Origin of the sequence: Coprococcus sp. HCN-4056 (assembly GCF_037892645.1) — a bacterium.
GTDB lineage: Bacteria > Bacillota > Clostridia > Lachnospirales > Lachnospiraceae > Coprococcus > Coprococcus ammoniilyticus.
Window position 1 is genome coordinate 57,108 of the sequence record NZ_JBBKBL010000006.1, and the last position, 19,450, is coordinate 76,557.

General features: G+C 43.0%; 16 protein-coding genes and 1 pseudogene. 4 read left to right on the top strand and 13 right to left on the bottom strand.

What is annotated here, in order from left to right:
• Positions 1-18 precede the first annotated feature (18 nt).
• Both WKT03_RS10385 and malQ read right to left on the bottom strand, forming a co-directional pair.
• Positions 19-2,271, bottom strand: a complete 2,253-nt coding sequence (locus WKT03_RS10385; RefSeq protein WP_340392062.1) for a glycogen/starch/alpha-glucan phosphorylase — start codon at positions 2,269-2,271, stop codon at positions 19-21.
• 93 nt (positions 2,272-2,364) lie between these two features.
• A pseudogene (gene malQ, locus WKT03_RS10390) lies at positions 2,365-3,786 on the bottom strand (4-alpha-glucanotransferase); the annotation flags it as partial.
• A gap of 239 nt (positions 3,787-4,025) precedes the next feature.
• Here malQ and WKT03_RS10395 point away from each other — a divergent pair.
• A complete protein-coding gene (locus WKT03_RS10395) occupies positions 4,026-4,907 on the top strand; it encodes a helix-turn-helix transcriptional regulator (RefSeq protein ID WP_117785612.1) in 882 nt (293 codons plus the stop codon).
• A 13-nt stretch (positions 4,908-4,920) separates the two neighbouring features.
• On the opposite strand, the gene WKT03_RS10400 is transcribed toward WKT03_RS10395, so the two are convergent.
• From WKT03_RS10400 to WKT03_RS10420, 5 genes are read right to left on the bottom strand one after another with little or no spacing between them, the layout of a single operon-like run.
• Complete coding sequence (locus WKT03_RS10400) at positions 4,921-5,754, bottom strand: hypothetical protein (protein ID WP_340391872.1); 834 nt, start codon at positions 5,752-5,754, stop codon at positions 4,921-4,923.
• Positions 5,744-6,391 carry an ATP-binding cassette domain-containing protein gene (locus tag WKT03_RS10405; RefSeq protein WP_118674766.1) on the bottom strand — a complete coding sequence of 216 codons (648 nt, stop codon included), beginning with the start codon at positions 6,389-6,391 and terminating at the stop codon, positions 5,744-5,746. Before WKT03_RS10405 ends, WKT03_RS10400 begins: the two co-directional genes overlap by 11 nt.
• Entirely contained in the window at positions 6,388-7,269 is an 882-nt protein-coding gene (locus WKT03_RS10410; RefSeq protein ID WP_118674768.1) for a hypothetical protein, read from the bottom strand. Before WKT03_RS10410 ends, WKT03_RS10405 begins: the two co-directional genes overlap by 4 nt.
• Positions 7,266-7,841, bottom strand: a complete 576-nt coding sequence (locus WKT03_RS10415; RefSeq protein ID WP_262530068.1) for a hypothetical protein — start codon at positions 7,839-7,841, stop codon at positions 7,266-7,268. Before WKT03_RS10415 ends, WKT03_RS10410 begins: the two co-directional genes overlap by 4 nt.
• Before the next feature lie 24 nt (positions 7,842-7,865).
• On the bottom strand, positions 7,866-8,645 hold the full coding sequence (locus tag WKT03_RS10420; RefSeq protein ID WP_118674772.1) for a hypothetical protein: 780 nt from the start codon (positions 8,643-8,645) through the stop codon (positions 7,866-7,868).
• 150 nt (positions 8,646-8,795) lie between these two features.
• Here WKT03_RS10420 and WKT03_RS10425 point away from each other — a divergent pair, with 150 nt between their 5' ends.
• On the top strand, positions 8,796-9,146 hold the full coding sequence (locus tag WKT03_RS10425; RefSeq protein WP_118674774.1) for a PadR family transcriptional regulator: 351 nt from the start codon (positions 8,796-8,798) through the stop codon (positions 9,144-9,146).
• Positions 9,147-9,205: 59 nt separating this feature from the next.
• Here the strand turns inward: WKT03_RS10425 and WKT03_RS10430 are convergent, their stop codons facing one another.
• Genes WKT03_RS10430 through WKT03_RS10445 form a run of 4 tightly spaced genes read right to left on the bottom strand, consistent with a single transcriptional unit; the run spans position 9,206 to position 13,773 of the window.
• Positions 9,206-10,237, bottom strand: a complete 1,032-nt coding sequence (locus tag WKT03_RS10430; RefSeq protein WP_117785603.1) for a sensor histidine kinase — start codon at positions 10,235-10,237, stop codon at positions 9,206-9,208.
• 2 nt (positions 10,238-10,239) lie between these two features.
• On the bottom strand, positions 10,240-10,920 hold the full coding sequence (locus tag WKT03_RS10435; RefSeq protein ID WP_340391882.1) for a response regulator transcription factor: 681 nt from the start codon (positions 10,918-10,920) through the stop codon (positions 10,240-10,242).
• 2 nt (positions 10,921-10,922) lie between these two features.
• On the bottom strand, positions 10,923-13,010 hold the full coding sequence (locus WKT03_RS10440; RefSeq protein WP_340391883.1) for an ABC transporter permease: 2,088 nt from the start codon (positions 13,008-13,010) through the stop codon (positions 10,923-10,925).
• Positions 13,000-13,773 carry an ABC transporter ATP-binding protein gene (locus WKT03_RS10445; RefSeq protein WP_008399808.1) on the bottom strand — a complete coding sequence of 258 codons (774 nt, stop codon included), beginning with the start codon at positions 13,771-13,773 and terminating at the stop codon, positions 13,000-13,002. The genes WKT03_RS10440 and WKT03_RS10445 overlap by 11 nt, the downstream gene beginning before the upstream one ends.
• A 371-nt stretch (positions 13,774-14,144) precedes the next feature.
• On the opposite strand from WKT03_RS10445, the gene hcp reads away from it, so the two are divergent.
• Complete coding sequence (gene hcp / locus WKT03_RS10450; RefSeq protein WP_117785632.1) at positions 14,145-15,899, top strand: hydroxylamine reductase; 1,755 nt, start codon at positions 14,145-14,147, stop codon at positions 15,897-15,899.
• Positions 15,900-15,968: 69 nt separating this feature from the next.
• Here hcp and WKT03_RS10455 read toward each other — a convergent pair whose 3' ends face one another.
• Entirely contained in the window at positions 15,969-16,568 is a 600-nt protein-coding gene (locus tag WKT03_RS10455; RefSeq protein WP_021943325.1) for a zinc-ribbon domain-containing protein, read from the bottom strand.
• A gap of 404 nt (positions 16,569-16,972) precedes the next feature.
• On the opposite strand from WKT03_RS10455, the gene WKT03_RS10460 reads away from it, so the two are divergent.
• Positions 16,973-17,431, top strand: coding sequence for a DUF2798 domain-containing protein (locus WKT03_RS10460; protein ID WP_340391884.1), 459 nt, complete (start codon positions 16,973-16,975; stop codon positions 17,429-17,431).
• Between the two features lie 369 nt (positions 17,432-17,800).
• Here the strand turns inward: WKT03_RS10460 and WKT03_RS10465 are convergent, their stop codons facing one another.
• Entirely contained in the window at positions 17,801-19,438 is a 1,638-nt protein-coding gene (locus WKT03_RS10465; RefSeq protein WP_340391885.1) for an alpha-amylase family glycosyl hydrolase, read from the bottom strand.
• Positions 19,439-19,450: the final 12 nt, after the last annotated feature.

The window sequence follows — 19,450 nt, forward strand, 5'->3', positions numbered from 1 at the left end:
ATCTTATTTTAACACATTTTACAGCTTCCAGATATCTTTATTATATTCTGCGATCGTACGATCAGAGGAGAAGAAGCCTGCCTTACTGATATTTACCAGAGTCTTCTCTGCCCAACCCATACGATCTTCATAATCGGCAAGCACCTGTTCCTTTGTCTGAATGTAATCACAGACATCAAGAAGTGTCATAAACCAGTCTTTTACGATCAGCTCGTTATGAAGTCTGGTAAGAGCTTCCTTCTGACCGATCGCAAGCAGCTCATCACTCACGATGAAGTCTACCAGCTTCTTGATCTCCGGCTTCTCATAAAACTCTCTTGCCACATAGTCTGCCTTTGCATAGTGCTCGATCACTTCTTCACTGGATTCACCAAAGAAATAAATATTATCCTCGCCAACCAGCTCTCCGATCTCTACATTTGCACCATCACGGGTTCCCAGAGTAACCGCACCGTTTAACATGAACTTCATATTTCCTGTTCCGGATGCTTCCTTGGATGCCAGTGATATCTGCTCTGAGATATCGCATGCCGGAATAATCTTTGCTGCCTTTGATACATTATAATTCTCGATCATGACAACTTTCAAGTACGGACTTACCTCAGGATCATTATCGATCAGCTCCTGCAAGCAGAGGATCAGATGAATGATGTCCTTTGCGATCGTATAAGCAGGTGCAGCCTTCGCTCCAAATATAACTGTGACCGGAGTCTCAGGCAGGTGTCCCTTCTTGATCTCAAAATATTTGTAGATCACCCAGAGGGCGTTCATCTGCTGACGCTTGTATTCATGCAGTCTCTTGACCTGAATATCAAAGATCGAATTCTCGTTGATGTCGATTCCCTGTGTCTCTTTCAGGTAGTCCTTTAAGACTGCCTTATTGCTCTTCTTGATCGCAAGGATCTCTTCTAATACGTTCTTATCTTTGTAGTAAGAAGCCAGCTCCTGTAACTTATCGGCATCCTTCTTGTAGTCCGGTCCGATCAGCTCTGTGATGTAGGCTGCCAGCTTTTCATTGCAGTATAATAACCATCTTCTGAATGTGATACCATTTGTCTTATTGTTGAATTTCTCAGGATAAATCTCATAAAATGGATGCAGCTCTGAATTCTTCAGGATCTCGGTATGCAGATAAGCAACACCATTTACACTGTGGCTGTAATGCATATCGATATGTGCCATATGCACACGGGAATCTCCATCTATAATATAAACACGCTCATCCTTATAACGGTTTCTGACCTTTTTATCCAGCATACGGATCACAGGCATAAGCTGTGGAACGACCTTCTCCAGATAAGCAACCGGCCATTTCTCCAATGCTTCTGCAAGGATCGTATGATTCGTATAAGCACATACATCGGTTACGATCTCCGTTGCCTCATCAAAGGAGATACCTTCTTCCATCAACAAACGGATCAACTCAGGGATCACCATAGATGGATGTGTGTCATTGATCTGAACGGCAGCGTAATCTGCAAGGTCATGGAGATTCGAACCTTTCTCCTTTGCCTCTGCAAGGATCAGCTGTGCACCATTTGCAACCATGAAATACTGCTGATAGATACGAAGTAAGTTACCGGCTTCGTCACTGTCATCCGGATAAAGACAGAGTGTCAGGTTCTTCTTGATATCTGTCTTATCAAAGCTAATGCCATCCGGCTCCATGATACTCTCATCCACGCTCTCGATATCAAATAAATGCAGTTTATTTGTGCGGTTCTCATAACCTGTCACATCGATGTCATACATTCTGGACTGAACGGTACAGTTTCCGAACCGGATCGTGTTGCTTACATCGGTCTTTGTCAGCCAACTGTCTGCCTCGATCCATGGATTCGCAGTCTCCTTCTGATAGTTATTCTCAAATACCTGCTTGAACAGACCCATATGGTAATTTAATCCGATACCATCTCCCGGAAGTCCGAGTGTCGCCATCGAATCAAGGAAGCAGGCTGCCAATCGTCCGAGTCCGCCATTTCCAAGAGATGGTTCCGGCTCTACTTCTTCGATGTCATAGATGCTCTTACCGTTTTCTGCCAGCACCTGTTTTACTTCATCGAAGATTCCAAGATTGATCAGATTGTTGGATAACAGCTTACCGATCAGGAACTCTGCTGATATATAGTAAACCTTTTTCTTGCCATCCTCTGTAACCTTGTCCTCTGCTAATTCTTTTGTCATATCAAGCAGCGCAAAATAGATCTCCTCATTGCTGCATTCCTTGATCGTCTTATTATATTTTTTCTTACAAATCTCTGTTAACATCATATCCTCCTTACAAAAATATTGCTTCACAGCATTTCTTCCATATACTCTTGCTAATTCCCTTAATCTGTCTCTGATCTCGTCTGTAAATTCACCCTTCTTCATCCGCCAGCGCCAGTTTGTACCGATCGTAGACGGAAGATTCATCCGTGCTTCGTTATCCTTTCCAAGCAGATCCTGCATCTGAACGATAACGGTATCGGCAGGGCTCATATATAATACCTGCATCATCTTCTCCGGGATCTCCTGCTCATCTGCCGCTCCCAGATATTTCATCATAAATGTAAGATTGTCCTTTGATGCATTCTCGATATATCCTTTTAATGTGTCATTATCGTGTGTTCCGATATAGACAACGTAATTCTTTTCGTGATTATGCGGTGCATGTTCATTCTCCGCATTTCCGTCAAATCCAAACTGTAAGATCTTCATTCCCGGATAGCCGGATTCCTTCACCAGCTTCTGTACCTCCGGCACAATGACTCCCAGATCTTCTGCGATCACCTTTGCATTTCCTCTGGCACTGTCGATCGCATCTACCAGCTTCTTTCCCGGGCCCTCCAGATAGAATCCGTTCTTTGGTTCTCCGTCTGCCGGAATGTTGTAATACCGCACAACCCCGATGAAATGATCGATACGGATCACATCATAGAGACTGGCTGATTTACGGATCCGGTTCTTCCACCACGAGAACCCATCCTGCTCCATACGATCCCAGTCATACAAAGGATTGCCCCATTTCTGACCGTAATCGGAGAATGCATCCGGTGGACAACCGGCTACACACACAGGCTGTAGATCATGATCTAACTGAAATTGTTCTGTATTTGCCCATACATCTGCACTGTCCAGTGCTACATAGATTGGAATGTCGCCGATCAAACTGATACCATGACGGTTGGCGTAAGATTTGAGTGTCTTCCACTGCTCATCGAATTTGAACTGAAGGAACATATAGAATCCGATCTCATCGTGTAACTGTTCCCTACACTTACGAAGTGCTGTTTCTTCTCTCTTTAAAACCGGTTCTTCCCAGCTTAACCATTCTTTGTTCTCATGGTCTGCCTTGACCGCCATATAAAGGGCGTAATCCGGAAGCCAGTTTTCATTTTCCGTGAGAAATTCTGCATACTGCTTTGATGTCTCATGCTTCGATCTGCCATATGCTTTTCTCAATACCTCAAACCTTTGTCTGTACAGGCGGGCGTAATCGATGTCATCCAGCTGATCGTACCAGCTATATGCATCTACCTCCTCCTGTGTCAGTAAACCTTCATGAATCAGAATGTCGAAATCGATAAAATAAGGATTGCCCGCAAATGCTGAAAATGACTGATACGGACTGTCACCAAAGCTGGTTGGTCCGATCGGAAGCACCTGCCAGTAACGCTGGCCTGCCTCCTTCAACCTGTCAACAAATTCATATGCCTCTTTCCCCAGAGATCCGATTCCATAAGGGGATGGAAGGCTGCTGATCGGCAGGAGGATTCCTGCGCCACGCTCTAACGCTTTCTTCATGTCTGATACCTCTTTATTAAATTTTCTATTGAACAGCTATCCATTCGCCTGCATTTAATAAAGGTAAAGGTAAGGTAAAGGTCGTATATTCGGAATGTCTGTTCTGGTTTGTATTCTAATATCTTTTTCATGCTATTTCTTGCATAATAAGAGCATTTTATGGTACTATTCTATCATCTCAAAAACATTCAGCTACTATATCTTATCAAACAGGTGGACGCGAGGAAAGGAGTATATATATGAACAGTTTAGAATATGAAAATTACATGGAAACGAAGGCGCACGCCGATCCGCTCTTCCCTTACAACACCTATCTGTGCTCGATTCCGCTCGACTTCAATGCCGTTCCGCTCCACTGGCATCCATATATGGAGATCATCTATATTAAGAAAGGAAAAGGAAATGTAACGCTGGATTTCACGACGCACTATGTAGAAGAAGGAGATATCATTCTGATCCTGCCGGGCAGGATCCACGGCATCTCTCAGTATGCCTCCTATTCGATGGAATATGAAAATATCATTTTCTCTGTTGATCTGTTCCGATCCAAAAATCATGATACCTTAGACAGTGAATTCTTCCTGCCTCTGCTCTCCGGTGAATTAGATATAAAGAGTATCTATGACCGTGACGATCCGTTATATAATTCCCTGTCCTCCTGCCTAAACCGGGTAGATACCCTCTGTGCATCGACTCCAAAGGGATATCGGCTTGCTCTGAAAAGCTGTTATTTTGAATTCTTCTATACCCTGTATACACATGCAGAGCAAAAGGCAGAGACCTCAGACCGGAAAAATCATGCAAAGAATCTGGATCGTACCAAAGCGATCTTATCTTATATCGACGGAAACTACAAAGAAGCAATATCCATTGCGGACATTGCTTCTTACTGTGGATTCTCTGAATCCCATTTTATGCGATTTTTTAAGAATACAATGGGTGTATCCTTTACCACCTATCTGTGTGATTTCCGGTTAAATATCGCAGCCAGACTTCTTGTCACAACCGATGACAGCATCCTGTCCATCGCAGAAAGCTGCGGATTCTTTAACCTGTCCTATTTCAATCGAACCTTCAAGAAGAAATATGGTGTCACACCCGGAGAGTATCGGAAACGGTAGTAAACCGCTTTCTTTATTCCCTGCCAAATACATCTTTTTTCCGGACAATGATATAGCCGATCACCCACAAAGCAATGATCCAAATGGTCAGATATAATAATCCAAACCGGACAGACAGCGCATCCGCTCCATCACTACTGAAAAAACGGGTGATCATAGCATATCCATGCGGAAGATAACGACTACCATAATAACTGCTTACGACCAACATCATAAATACAACAACCATACCTGCCGAACTGCTGTACTGTACTGTAAGTATCATCTGAAGAAGAGACTGTATGATGCCAACCATTAATGGCAAAACAAGCAGATTCACAAGCATATCTGATGCCCCAACTCCTATAAAATCTGTTCCATATATCATGTTAGCCAATGTTATATGATCCCTGAATGATATCTCTCCGTACCGTGCCCACGCATACGCAAGTGTTCCAAGCCATGCACATGTAAAATACAGCAGATTCACACAAATACACCAAGCACATTTCGAGCACCACCAGATTGAACGCTTCCTGCTCTTAACCATCATATACATACCAAATCCATGCATATCCTGCCGGATATAATCTCCAACACAGAACAGCAGACACAGATACAGCATAAACCACGTCATTGGAACTCCAAATGAACTATCTCCTGTAAACGAAAAAGGGCTTTGTCCCTGAAATAGATTCAACCCATATTCCCATATTGACAGGTTCTGTCCATACCACTGCCAGAAGTACTCGCCGGCCTGATCGACCATCCCACAGGCGATCGCACCAATCAGCACAGCCAGAATATATCGTCCAATATATTTTACCAGCCCCTGCCGGATATCATGTTGAAAAAACTTAACGATCATTCTCCGTCTCCTTTATAATCCTTCCCTCTGACATATAGATTTTCTCATCCGCCAGATAATCCATTTCAGATTTATCATGACAGGCAACGATAATGATACGGTTTTCAGCCGAAAGCCCACGAATAATTGCACGGATCTCCTGCACTCCATCTGCATCGATCGCATTGATCGGTTCATCTAACAGGATCAGTTCCGGACTTCCCATGATCGCTGCCGCGATTCCAAGGCGCTGCCGCATACCAAGTGAATACTTGTAAAATTTTTTCTTATCATCCGGATCCAGTCCCACCTGTTCCAGAACCCGGCGTACTTCTGCCTTATCGACATTTTTCTGAAGACCAGCCAGCATCTCCAGATTCTGTTTTCCTGTATAATCATTTAGAAATGATGGATTCTCAATCAACATACCAACACTTTCCGGAAATGAAATATCTTTACCAAGTATCTTATCTTTGATCCGTATAGTTCCGAAACTTGGATAGATCAGGCCTGCCATTAAACGCATCAACATGGTCTTGCCACATCCATTCTTTCCGCATAAACCGTAGATCCTGCCACCGGTGAATGTATAATTAATATCATCCAGCACGGTAGCTCCCTTAATCACCTTTTTTAAATTTGTAATTTCTATTTTCATTCCATTGCTCCAGTTCTTAATACATCTTTTTTATAGTTACTTGCAGCAAACAGCACTATAAGGATCAGAAACGTTCCTGACATTGATAAGAACAGAGAATGCCAGGTAAGCTTCATGCCTTGTTGTGCGGGATTTGGGATCAGACTGATATTATATGCATTTATATCCGGGATCAGATTATGAACTCCATAATACATACAGCAGTTAAACATCAGTGGCAGGATCGTCAATACAAACCCGTTGTTGCAAAACTGTGTGATCGCCAGCGCCATCAGTGCAAATAAACCGCCATAGATAAAATCTATAAAAATATACCATGCTGCATACAACGCCGGTGCTTCATACACAAGATCCCCCAGAAGTGCCCGTCCCGGTACAACCGACTGCAATGCCATTGGGTCTGTTACAATAATCGGCATAAAACAAGCAATCGACAGAAAATTAACAAGCAATGGTATTGCTATCACACATCCTCCACTTACAAATGCAGCTATCCCTCTGGCTGTCAGATACCTGCGTCGTCCACATCGTATGATCATCTGACCGGCATACCCATTGTTCCATTCGGAAAACAACTGGCTTCCATATGGAAGCACTGCCAGAAATGGCAGCAACAGATAGAATAGCTGATTGCAGGGTGACTGCAGCTCTGTTCCTAACCATCCATCCAGAACACCAATCTCATACCAGTATCCATATTCCTTATCCATTTCCCCGGCTTCCGCAACCTCTTCATATTCAGCATTATTCGGAGCATAAGCATATCTGTAAATCCACACTGTATGGTACAGACTGATCAACAATCCAACCACCAGCGCAATATAAAATCCTTTTGTCCGGAACGCTTTCTTTAATTCCAAGCTTACAACCTGTCTCACTGTTCTCCCTCCATTTCTATATCTGTGATCTGTAATCTGTTTTTCACCGGATATGTTCCGAGAACCATCTCATATACCACCTGATTGTTCTCCACCTGCTCCCATTGTTCTTTTGTTAAGACTTCCTTATATATTTCATAAGGAATATAAAGGGTATCTCCCGATACAAATGTTCCATCCGATAATGCCGGATTCAGATCACTGAAAAAGAATGGATCAAATTGATTAAATACATGGAAATACTGAATTGAAGGCATCGTTTCCAACACATTCTGATCCTGAAGCTTCTTCACTGTATATGCCACCATCAATAACTTCGTATTTTCTCCTGTAAGCCACGATTCCTGATAACTCTGATATTCCGGATGTTCTTTGAAATAATCCTCATAATTCCATAGAACAGCGCCTTTGATCTGATAAGTTAATCCTCTGTATGTCAGACTATCTCCCTGTGCGATCACATTCTGTTCCGGCAGTCTGGCATGTGCAGTTACATAACAGATCCGGGCTCCAATTATTAAAAACACAGCAATTGCCAATGCTATACCTGCTATTTTCTTCTTTTTATCCACTTCGTTCTTTTTCCTTTCATAACGCTATGAATCAATCCTGATAAAAATATGCTTTGTATCCTTGTTCACATTAAATGCTGCTCCCATTGTTATATCTGCTCCCGGAATTCCCAGATACCAGGTACACGGATCAAATAACTCAGATGGCTTAACTGACCCATCTTCTCCATAACTAACGCATTGGATCCCTACCTTCACCAGTGCAGATTCTCCCGGCTGAAGTTTAGGTGCTGTCGGATTCTTCGCATCGACAGGATGTTCCGCCGGGTTCGCATAAAATACTTCCGAAAAACTGCCTTTGATTGGATCCGGATCGCCATCCTCAAATCCCAGATCCGGATCATAGGAATATCCATCTGCATTAACCGGTGCCGCGATCAGTTCATTTGGATAATATGCCTGTTTTGAATCACTTTCATTTGTAACTTCAATCTCTGCATAGACGATCATACTTTCGTCCTCTAATTTAATATCAGGATCACTATAATCTTTCCGATAATCTTCACCGGCCTCAAAATCCGCCGGACTGTCATACAGCTTCAACTTCTTCACTTCAAATCCAAAACCACCAAATGACTGCTTGCCATCTTCCATGGTAAAGATATGTTTCTGTTCTGCTGATGCAACATCCTTCTGGATCTGCTGCTGACGTTTCTGTTCTTCCGCTTCCACACTTTCTGAATTTTCCTGTGAAGATGTTTCCTCCTGCATTACATCCTTATGCTTTCTTCTGTAAAAACCGGCAAAAACAATGCCTGCGATACAGATGATAACAAGAATCACAACTACAAGTTTCTTTTTCATATAAACCTCTCTTTCCTTTTGTTGTCCCATTTTGCTTTATCTATATATTAATAACACGTAATGCGTATGTCAACATTATTTTAGTTTTTCTATACATTTACAAAATAAATGATATATGTTATATTAAAGCCCTGAAATTGAGGTGTTCTAATGGATCGAAAAAGCAACTTTCGACGTGGATCCGTCGAACTAATGGTCTTACATCTGTTAAGCTTACGGGATTACTATGGATATGAGCTGACACAGATCATAAGACAGGAAACGAATGGCGTCATTGATATTCCGATTGGTTCATTATACCCGGCATTATACAAATTAATTGATGCAGGATATATCTCTGATCATAAGGAACAAGTGGGAAAAAGAATGATTCGTATATACTATCACTTAGAGGATAGCGGGAAAACACGATTAGATCTTTTGTTACATGATTACTACCAGACCAATCAGGCAATTCAGGACATTTTAAGATTTAATGGAGATGAACATTATCTTAAATAAAAGCAAAGAAACCAAATGGGAATCCTAACTTACAGGATTCCCATTTGGTTTCTTTACTTTTATTCTTCTACCACCGGAAAATATACTTTTATCTCACAGCCGCCTGTGGCTTCATCAGAGGAAACATCCAGTTCCACATTCAGGTCATGTGCCATTTCTTTTGCAAGATAAAGTCCCATCCCGGTTGCTTTCTTCCGCCTGTCCCCGGAATCTCCGGTAAAGCCTTTCTCAAATACATACGGAAGATCGCAGGCTTTGATACCCACGCCATTATCCCGGACAGACAAAATGATCTTCTCTTGCTCTCTGATACAGGAGATCCAGAGCTTTTTACCCTCTCCTTTGTTGTATTTGATCGAATTGCTGATAAACTGTCCAAGCATAAATGCGAAGCCACGTTTATCGGTAAATAATGTGTTCTCCTTTATATCAAGCTGAACCTGTATCTTCTGTTCTTCTAACAGTGGTGTGAAATCTTCCAAAACTTCCTTCACACAGGTTTCCGTATCGACCGACTCGAATCTGTAATCTTTTCTCGCCCCCTTTAAGCGGGCATAATATAACATCTGGTCGATATATCTCTGCATCTGACAGTTGATCCGATCAAGCTTGCATACCACATCTTCTGACAGCTCGTCTCTGTGATTGTCCAGCATAAATGTCAACAGGGCAAGCGGCGTCTTTACCTCATGCGCCCATGCTTCCACATATTCCTCATAATCATTTAGCTGTAACTTCGTCTGTGCGCATTGATCCATCTGCTCATGTAATATCTGACTGAAGCTTCTGATCTCCGCCTGCAGATTCTCCGCATCATGAAGCAGTTGTTCCTCATGGTAGGAATCCGGCATTGCAAGGAATTCATCAAATGCTTTCTTTCGTTTTCTCTCTTTCTTTGCCAGATAAAGAACAGCCGTTACAAATACCAGCAGACTGAACAGAATTACCGATATTACGATCACCTGAAACGCCTGTGCATCGATCAGCCATAACAGCAGGATACTGAGCAGATCAAGCAGTCCGATGATCCCCAGCCAAAATCTATTCTGTTTTATGATCTGTCCGATCTCCTTTACGGATATATGTTCCATTTTTACCTCTCCGCTGTCTGTCCGACAAAACGATATCCGACGCCACGCACAGGAAGGATCTGCTGTGGCATATCAAGATTTGCCATTGTCTTTTTCAGTCTTGTAAGATTCACCTGTAAGGCATTTTCATCGATGAATTCTGCTGTCCCCCATAAGGCGATACAGAGTTCCTCTTTCGTCACGATATCCGATCCGTGCTCTAAGAATATCTCAAGGATCTTTCCCTGATTCTGCGGCAGAATAACAGACTGGTTATGAATATATAAAGTATAGGTCTGCCGGTCAAGGAGAAATCCGTTTCCTTCCAAAAGGTTATTTCTTCCCTCGTACCGTTTCAACACATTGGATACTCTGGCGAGCAGACGTTCTTTTCTGCACGGCTTCGTCAGGAATTCATCTGCGCCCAGATCCAGGGCATGCAGTTCATCCTGAAGTTGATCCCTCGACGTCAGAACCAGAACCGGTATGGAGCTTTTCTGCTTCAGTTCCCGGCAGATCTGGAATCCACCCATGCCAGGCAGATTCAGATCGAGCAGCACCAGATCCGGGGATGCCGCAAGAATAGCTGCTGCCGCATTCTCAAAATCCGTGATACCGCTGGTCTGATAGCCCACCTTCTGCAATATAGCTTCCAGTTCTTCCCGCATCATATCTTCATCCTCTACCACTGCTATATGCTTCATATCTACTCCTCACGTTCCGGTACCATCAGTGTCAGAAGATACCGGTTGCTTGACCGTTTTACAAATGCCATATAAATGCATTCTACCACACAGAGCAACAAAATCATAGCCGCAGCAAGCAGCATGGCATCCCCGATACTATTTGAGATCATACCGGAAACCAATGTAAGAACGGCACGCACACCAAAGATACTGCTGATGCCTGCAACGACAACCGGCATACCAAAGTACCAGTTGATCTGCTTTCTTGCGGAACGGCAGAGCAGTTCATAGGTTGCTCCAAGCCGGATCAGTGTCTTATATCTGCGGCCGGATTTCTGCTGCCCCATCAGGAATTGTACCCCGATCACGGTATTTGCAATGATCAGGAAAATGATCGCCAGATAGATCGTGATATAACTTGCTGCTACGATATAGAACATCCGGCGTCCCATATTTTTCAGATAACTTTCATATTCAATATTTTTTGCTGCAAAATCGATCTGCGCAAGTTTATCATTCATCTGCATGACCGACTGAAGCAGGTTATCTCCCTTGACCTTTGACTGATCCAGCACACCATTCAGATAGATCGTGCTGTCCCATGTATATTTGTCAAATATTTCATCCGGCACGATCAGGGCAAAGGATAATGTAATTGCCCGGTCGGTAATAAGCGGTGTGTTCTGTATCTTACCGGTCAGATACATCTTATGATCCAGATATGCCACCTCCGGGCGGTCTGCCAGAATATCATTTATATTCTGATTCATACTATCCGATGTAAATTCCAGACTTTTAAATACTGCCGCCTCATCGTCTGACAATGCAAGAGGTTCTTTCCCTGCAAGTTCGAGTACATGATTATATCCGCTCAAAGAGATCAGATATGGATATGACTCATATTCCAGATTGTTAAGCAGAATATCTTTATCCTCTGAATCCGGCAGTTGTTCTACCCGGTTCATGACTGATGACAGATCAAATACATCATAATCATCATTTGCACCCGGAATAAGATGACCAACCTGCACCTCAAACAGATCGGAGAAATCCTGTTCCAGTCCGTTGTCTGTCAGAAGCTTTTTTACATTTTCCACACCCTGTTTCTGATCTTCTTCGTAATTTTCAAATGTATAATCCATGATATGGGTATTTCCCTTTTCATTTCCATAAGAAAATGCGATCACGATTCCTGCTCCAAAACAGCAGAGAGCTGCAAGGATCAGAATAGAACTGATCGATAAGGTACTGGATTTTCTTATGACATTTTCCTGCACCTGACGGAAGTTAAATACCCGAAGGGCCGCTCCCCCATGGCTGTGTTTTGCCAGACGGTCGATAAAAAACCGCATGCCATAGAATAAGAGCAACATACCGACAAAACCGATCAATATTGTCTCAGACATCTTACGAAGTGTCGTCCATGATATTCCTCCGATCGCCATGCTGTATGCTACAGCCAGACAGATAATACCGAGAACGAAACTTACCGCATAGACACCAGCCGGGAACTGCTTCTTTGTTCCCTCCGGTGTATCAACTAACAACGCACCGATCTCCTGTCCCGCGATCTTCCCGCTTAAGATCAGGAATGCAACCAGCTTAATCACCAGAAATCCAACAGCAGTGATTATGATTGCCTGAATGGAAAATGTTAGCTGATGTCCGACGATCCCAAGTCCTACACATTTGGCTGTAATCAGACTGATCAGTTCAGATAATAAAATGGCAATCGGAAGTCCTGTTATAAGGGCTGCCAGACTGCTTCCTATATCTTCTGCAAGAAGCATCCCGAATAGCTTGCTTCTCCTCATTCCCATCATCAGGTAGACGCCAAATTCGTGTCTTCTTCGTTCCAGTTGGAATTTGCTTGCATAGTAGATCAGGAAGAATAAGATCACCAGTGTCATTACAAAAAATGCAGGTATGATCTGGAACAGACGATCTACCGCATCACTCTCCATTTTCTTAAGGAATACCATAACATCCTGTGAAGAAAGTGACAGGATAATATAGAATGCCACGATGGATATTACTAACGAGGAGAAAAATAAACCGTTTTCTTTTCTGTTTCGTTTACTGTTTTTTCGGATCAGTTTAAAGAACATTTGCGCTGCCCCCTCCCAACTGTGCCATGACCTGCAGGATTCTTTCATAGAACTGTTGCTGTGTCTCTGCGAGCAGATCCCGTCTTAATTCATGGAAGATCACGCCATCCTGAATGAACAGGATACGCTTGCAATAGCTTGCTGCATTGGAATCATGCGTTACCATCAAAACAGTTGCCTTCTCATCCCGGTTCAGACCGGCTAATTTCTCCATTAAGGCTTTGGCATTTCTGGAATCAAGTGCTCCGGTTGGTTCATCTGCCAGAATGATACCCGGATTCAGGATCAGCGCTCTAGCTGCTGCCAGTCTCTGCTTCTGTCCGCCTGACATCTGCGATGGGAACTTATCCAGTACCTCGGTGATCTCCAGATATTCCGCTAACTGCTCCAGACGTTTTCCGCCCTCTGCCTCCGATATGTTATGAATCGACAATGGAACCATGATGTTCTCACGTCCGGTCAGATTATCCAGCAGTTCAAAATTCTGGAACAGGTATCCGATCTCCTTGCCACGGTATCCTGCCAGCTTCTTGCCCTTCAACCTCTGGATCTCTGTACCCTTCATCCGGATCTTGCCGCTGTCCGGCTGGATCACTGTTGCGATACAGTTTAATAACGTTGACTTACCGGAACCGCTGCTTCCCATAATTCCTAAAAACTCGCCCGGCATCACCTGAAATGTGATTCCGTTCAATGCCTTTGTCTGGTTTGGTTCCTTTCCATAATATTTTTTCAGATCTTCTATCTCTAATAATGCATCCATGCTGCCGCCTCCTTGTACTTTCTTAATTGCTGTTGTCTGACTTCTTGGGGTATCATGGTTTCCTTCGCTCTCTCATACCCGCTGCTGCCCGGCTCCTGGGGGTATCATAATTTATTTCTTAATTTCATACCCACCATATCTGACAATATTTATACTATCAGATATCTTCCTCAAATAACACTTACACTGAATGAAAGGTTTTGCCTGTATAATTCCGGAAACATCCGACGATACTAAATATGTTTAAAAAGATAATTGCAGAATTATTATATATATTGCTCATACATGAACAGCATGACTTACCAACACAGTATATATGCGATTCCGCACTCATCAGTAAAATTCCATCAGGAGGTTATCCCATGTCAAATATGTTTTGTTTTCAGTGCCAGCAGACGGCTGGCAATAAAGCCTGTGTAAATACCGGAGTCTGCGGTAAGCAGCCCTCGACATCCAATCTGCAGGACGAATTGATCTGTGAACTGATACGACTTGCCGAAGCAGCCGAGCTTACAAAGAAATCCTTGCAACAGAAAAAAGAGACAGATCCCAAACTTCTGTCCCGATACCTGAACACCCGAAAATCCGCTGACCGCCTGCTGATCGACGGCTTATTTACGACACTTACAAATGTAAATTTTGATGATAAAGCAATCAAAGATTACATCAAAGAAGTGCAGAAAAACCAGAAGGATATCATGCGCTGTATGCCTACAGACATATGTAGCATATCAGATATCGCATATAAGAACTTCCCGACTACAAATATGAACTTCTCAGATACAAATATGAATTCATCAACAGCAAATATCAATCCTCCGACCTGTGGATTGAAAGATCCACATGATATCCCGGTAATCAGCCTGTGGGATGGTACGGACGATATCGTGTCACTCCGCTCCACGTTATTGTTCGGCTTAAAGGGAATGGCTGCGTATGCGCATCATGCAATGAATCTCGGCTATCAAAATGATAATGTAACAACCTGGTTCTATAAGGGCTTGTGTGAAGTGAACCGCGAACACTCGGTAGAAGAATGGATCGAGCTTATTATGGAATTTGGAAAAGTGAACTATCAGTGCATGGAACTGCTCGATAAGGCAAATACCGAATCCTTCGGCACACCAACGCCGACTAAGGTTCACACCGATATCCGCAAGGGGCCTTTCATCGTTGTATCCGGTCATGATCTCCGTGATCTGGATCTGCTCTTAAAACAGACCGAAGGAACCGGGGTCAATGTCTATACACATTGCGAAATGCTTCCGGCTCACGGCTATCCAAAATTAGCTGCCTATAAGCATCTTGCCGGTAACTTCGGAACTGCTTGGCAGAGCCAACAGACGGAATTTGAAAATATCCCTGCACCCGTCCTCTTTACAACCAACTGCCTGATGCCCCCACGCCCAAGCTATGAGGATCGCATCTACACTACCTCTGTTGTCGGCTATGAAGGAATGGTGCATATCGAGGGAACAAAGGATGGCAAGAAGGATTTTACTCCGATCATCAAGCATGCCCTAAAGCTGGGCGGCTATGAACACGATCACAGCATGAGCGGTATCAATGGCGGACATATCCTGACAACAGGATTTGCACATGGCGCAGTCCTCTCCCATGCAGATAAACTTACAGCCGCCATCAAGAATGGTGATATCAAACACATCTTCTTAGTTGGCGGCTGTGACGGTGCCCATCCGGGCAGAAATTATTATACGGAATTTGTAAAACAGACTCCTATGGATTCTCTCGTTCTGACACTTGCCTGTGGCAAATACCGGTTCAATGATCTCGACCTGGGTGAGATCGATGGAATTCCAAGGATCTTAGATATGGGGCAGTGTAATGATTCTTACAGCGCGATCAAAGTTGCCCTTGCACTGGCAGAAGCTTTTAACTGTGATATCAACGAGCTTCCTCTGACTCTCGTTCTTTCATGGTATGAACAGAAGGCTGTCTGCATCCTTTTAACCCTGCTTGCCCTCGGTGTCAAAAACATCTATCTCGGCCCAACCCTTCCGGCATTCATGACAGAGACCGTTGTCCGTTTTCTGGTTGACACCTACAACCTGCAGCCGATCACGGCTCCTGAGCAGGATATGGATGCGATCCTCGGGCGCGGCTAAATAGTCAGCCGGCATCATCCCATTCCGGCAACAGCTTCATCACACGTTCCGGCAAACATCAGTGCTTTATCACACATTCTGGTAACCACCACAATAAGGGCAGCGGCTGGCATATCCGGTTGCTGCCTTATAAGAAGCACCGCAGTTCGAACATCGGACTGCGATCAGGTGAAGCTGTTCCGGATCGATCGGCTTGTTGTCCATCAGCTCTTCTTCTCTTCTGAGCCGTTCTCCACGGACAGAAGCAGGATCATAACTGTACTTACCATTGTATTCATAGATATCGATCGTCATTCCGATCGGGAACATGGAATCCGCTCCTCCACTGATCGAAGTCGGCAGGATTACTTCCCGCTCGATACCATAATTATCAAAATAATGCACCTTTACATTTAAAGGAAATCTGCCATTTACCATATAAGATGTATTTTTTACATAACCATAAATCTTCGCTGTATACTTTTCACCATGTACACGGATCATTTTCTTGTTATGGAGCATAACAAGGATCGTCACGATAAAACATAATCCAAGTACCACAAACATTAATGGAATTAATATAAATGCCCCGGGCTTACCAAATGCAAATAAAAAGATCAATGTCATAAAAAGCCCTATTCCTGCAAAACCCACTCCGACAATCATACATATCTTCTGTGCACTGTTCATATCCATCTGCCTCCCACATAATGATCATAACTATGATACTAGCATCTACCCATTTTTAAGTCAAACAAATCCATGTATTATTGCGTATACAATTATCTGTTTTCACCTATGATATTCTTTATACCTGCATATGAAATTTTATAAGTTTGAATATGAAATTTTCACTTGCATTTTTACTAAAAGCTTAGTATAATGACCGACGTTGTAAAAATTGAAGAAAAAGCTTTGGTATAAAATTGGAAACGACACAAGTGTGCTCCTGATATTTCACCTCGTTTGCCGACGGATGAGCATATCACTTGATAACGAACAACACATGTGTCTTTTTTGTGCTTATTTTTAAGATATTTGCAGTTTTGGTTCTGCATTTATTCAGATTATTTATCAAAAAGGAGATTTATTTTATGCCAAAAACTTTATTTCAAAACATTGTTTTCGCATCAATGATGTCTTTTCTTATGGTCTATGCCATGATCTGCTACAACATTTCCCTAAACACGGGTGGAATGTCAAACTCCGTTTTCTTAGCCGCCTTTCATGAGCTTATCATCATGTGGCCGGTTGCCTTTTTACTTGAATTTCTGTTTATAGATAAGGCTGCACATGCTCTTGCATTCCGCTTCGTGAAGCCGGATGACCGCCCGATCATCATCACGCTTGCAATTTCTACCATGATCATCTGCATTATGTGTCCTTGCATGAGTCTTGTTGCCACTATTTTATTCAAGCATGCCGGTCGTCAGTTTGCAGCCGTGTGGCTCCAGACCACCTTCTTAAACTTCCCGGTAGCTTTCTTCTGGCAGCTTTTTTACTGCGGTCCATTTATCCGTCTGATCTTCCGCAAGCTTTTTCCAGCGAAATAAGTCTGCATAAACAATGGATTCGGGTGCCTCGGCAGGCTGGCACTCGAATCCATTATTTATATTATGAAATTAGAGAATCCCCTCCGACAGATGGTTATATGCGTAACGTTTTACCTGTATTTCTTATATGGTCATCAGACGTTTTCTAACTATGACATTTGCGAAGATTTCGTTGTGAGCTGCATATTGCCAGTAAATACGGGTGCCTGTTCGAGCTCAAAGAGCGAGTTGGCACAGGAGTATTTACGAATCAGGCATATGCAGCAAACAGAAATCATAGCAAGTCATAGTAAAAAATGGCTGACTGCCAGATAGGAAATACAGATAAAGCCCCATATGTATAACCATCTGTCGGAGGGGATTTACACATTACGACTGCCAGACCAGGTTACCGGATGGATCAAGAGCCTGAATCCGGTAGGTATGGGCTTTAAGGTCTGCGGACAGGCGGGCAAGATAACCATCCTTTTTCCAGGTGATATAAATACGGTTATACATCTGATCCGCCGGTACTTCTGCAAAATGCAAAGCATTTTCTGCCTGAGCAGAGATCTGCGCTGCAGGCTTTGTCCGGATTGTCATTTCCGCATCAAATCCAAATGCCGGAAATTCTTTCCGGAATTTCAACATTTCAAGCTGCTTTTTTACGACCTCCTTTTCAAGTCCTGACTCTATATCTTTTTGTGAAAGATTTGTCCGGTTGATCTCTTTATGTCCACCTGCACCCGCACGCTTCACTGCCTCATAATCATTAGATCCGGCAAACAGATCCAGATACCAGACCTGAGGTTTTCCGGGCATAAATATCTGTAATGCTCTGGCTAATAACAATGCCTGTTCATTTTCGCCAAGTGCATTATAATATGTCGTATTTACCTGATAATACATCTTTTTATTACCGTGAAGATCCTTTACAAAACCACCACGATCCACAAGCAGCCGGATCAAATCTTCAATCCTGTTGTCCGGTAACAATCCGGCAAGATCCAATACCGGTATTCCATCATGGCATCCAAGCATATTCACAGTATGAATATTCTCTTTTATCTGTTCCTTTGCCCACTGCTCCAGGTAAGAGCCATCGCCTCTGTAAAGAGCATCCAGGATCAATCCCGGAAGGAAAAAGTCATATGTCAGATATCCCTTCTCTGCTATCATCTTATACTTTTTCTCTTTATATCCGGCATGAATCTCCGGAAGAAGGCGGATTCCATATGGTTTTGCAAGCTTATGGATCTGTTCAAGGAATTCCCATGTCTCCGGTTCATTTAAGAAATTGGCGCGTCCCGGTGCTTTTGGGGCATATGCAAATGCATCCAGACGGATTATCTTTGCTCCGTAACCTGCCAGTTTTTTTATGGTTTCACGGTAAAAGTCCCAGACCTTTTCTGATTTAATATTGAGATCCATTTGTCCCAAATATCTGGTATGATAATCCTCAGTATCCCGAATCTCCTGATAAAACGTATTCCAGTATGGAATCCGACTGCCATCTGCCATTTCCACCATCAACAGAGGTAATCCCGGTTTGCGGAAGAACATTGGATCCAGATACTTCTGTTCCGGTTGTATATAGCCGTCTTCTGTCATTTCTCCACAGTTTTCCCAGAATGTATTCCAGTTAATAAAAAAGTCACGATACTCCGATCGACTGCCATTCTCCAACAGATCCTGAAACTGTGGCGACTGTACAGACGCATGGTTTAACACAAAATCCAGCTTCAGATCTATATTCTGTCTACCCAACCGTAATAGTGCCTTTTCAGAATGAAATGTCTCCTCAAGATCATAGTCGATTACAGAAAAACCACGATCCAGATCAGAATGGTAAATACTCGGTAGTATATACATTGAGGAAAATGCATCTGCAAATCCATCTCTTTCAAATAAATCCGCAACAGCTTCCAGATCTCCGCCAAGACTGTCCGGATACAGATTCAGCATTGGACCATTTTCAATTTTATTTATATCTGTCATAGTTGTTTCTTCTATCTCTGTTTTCCTCATATTCTATAACCT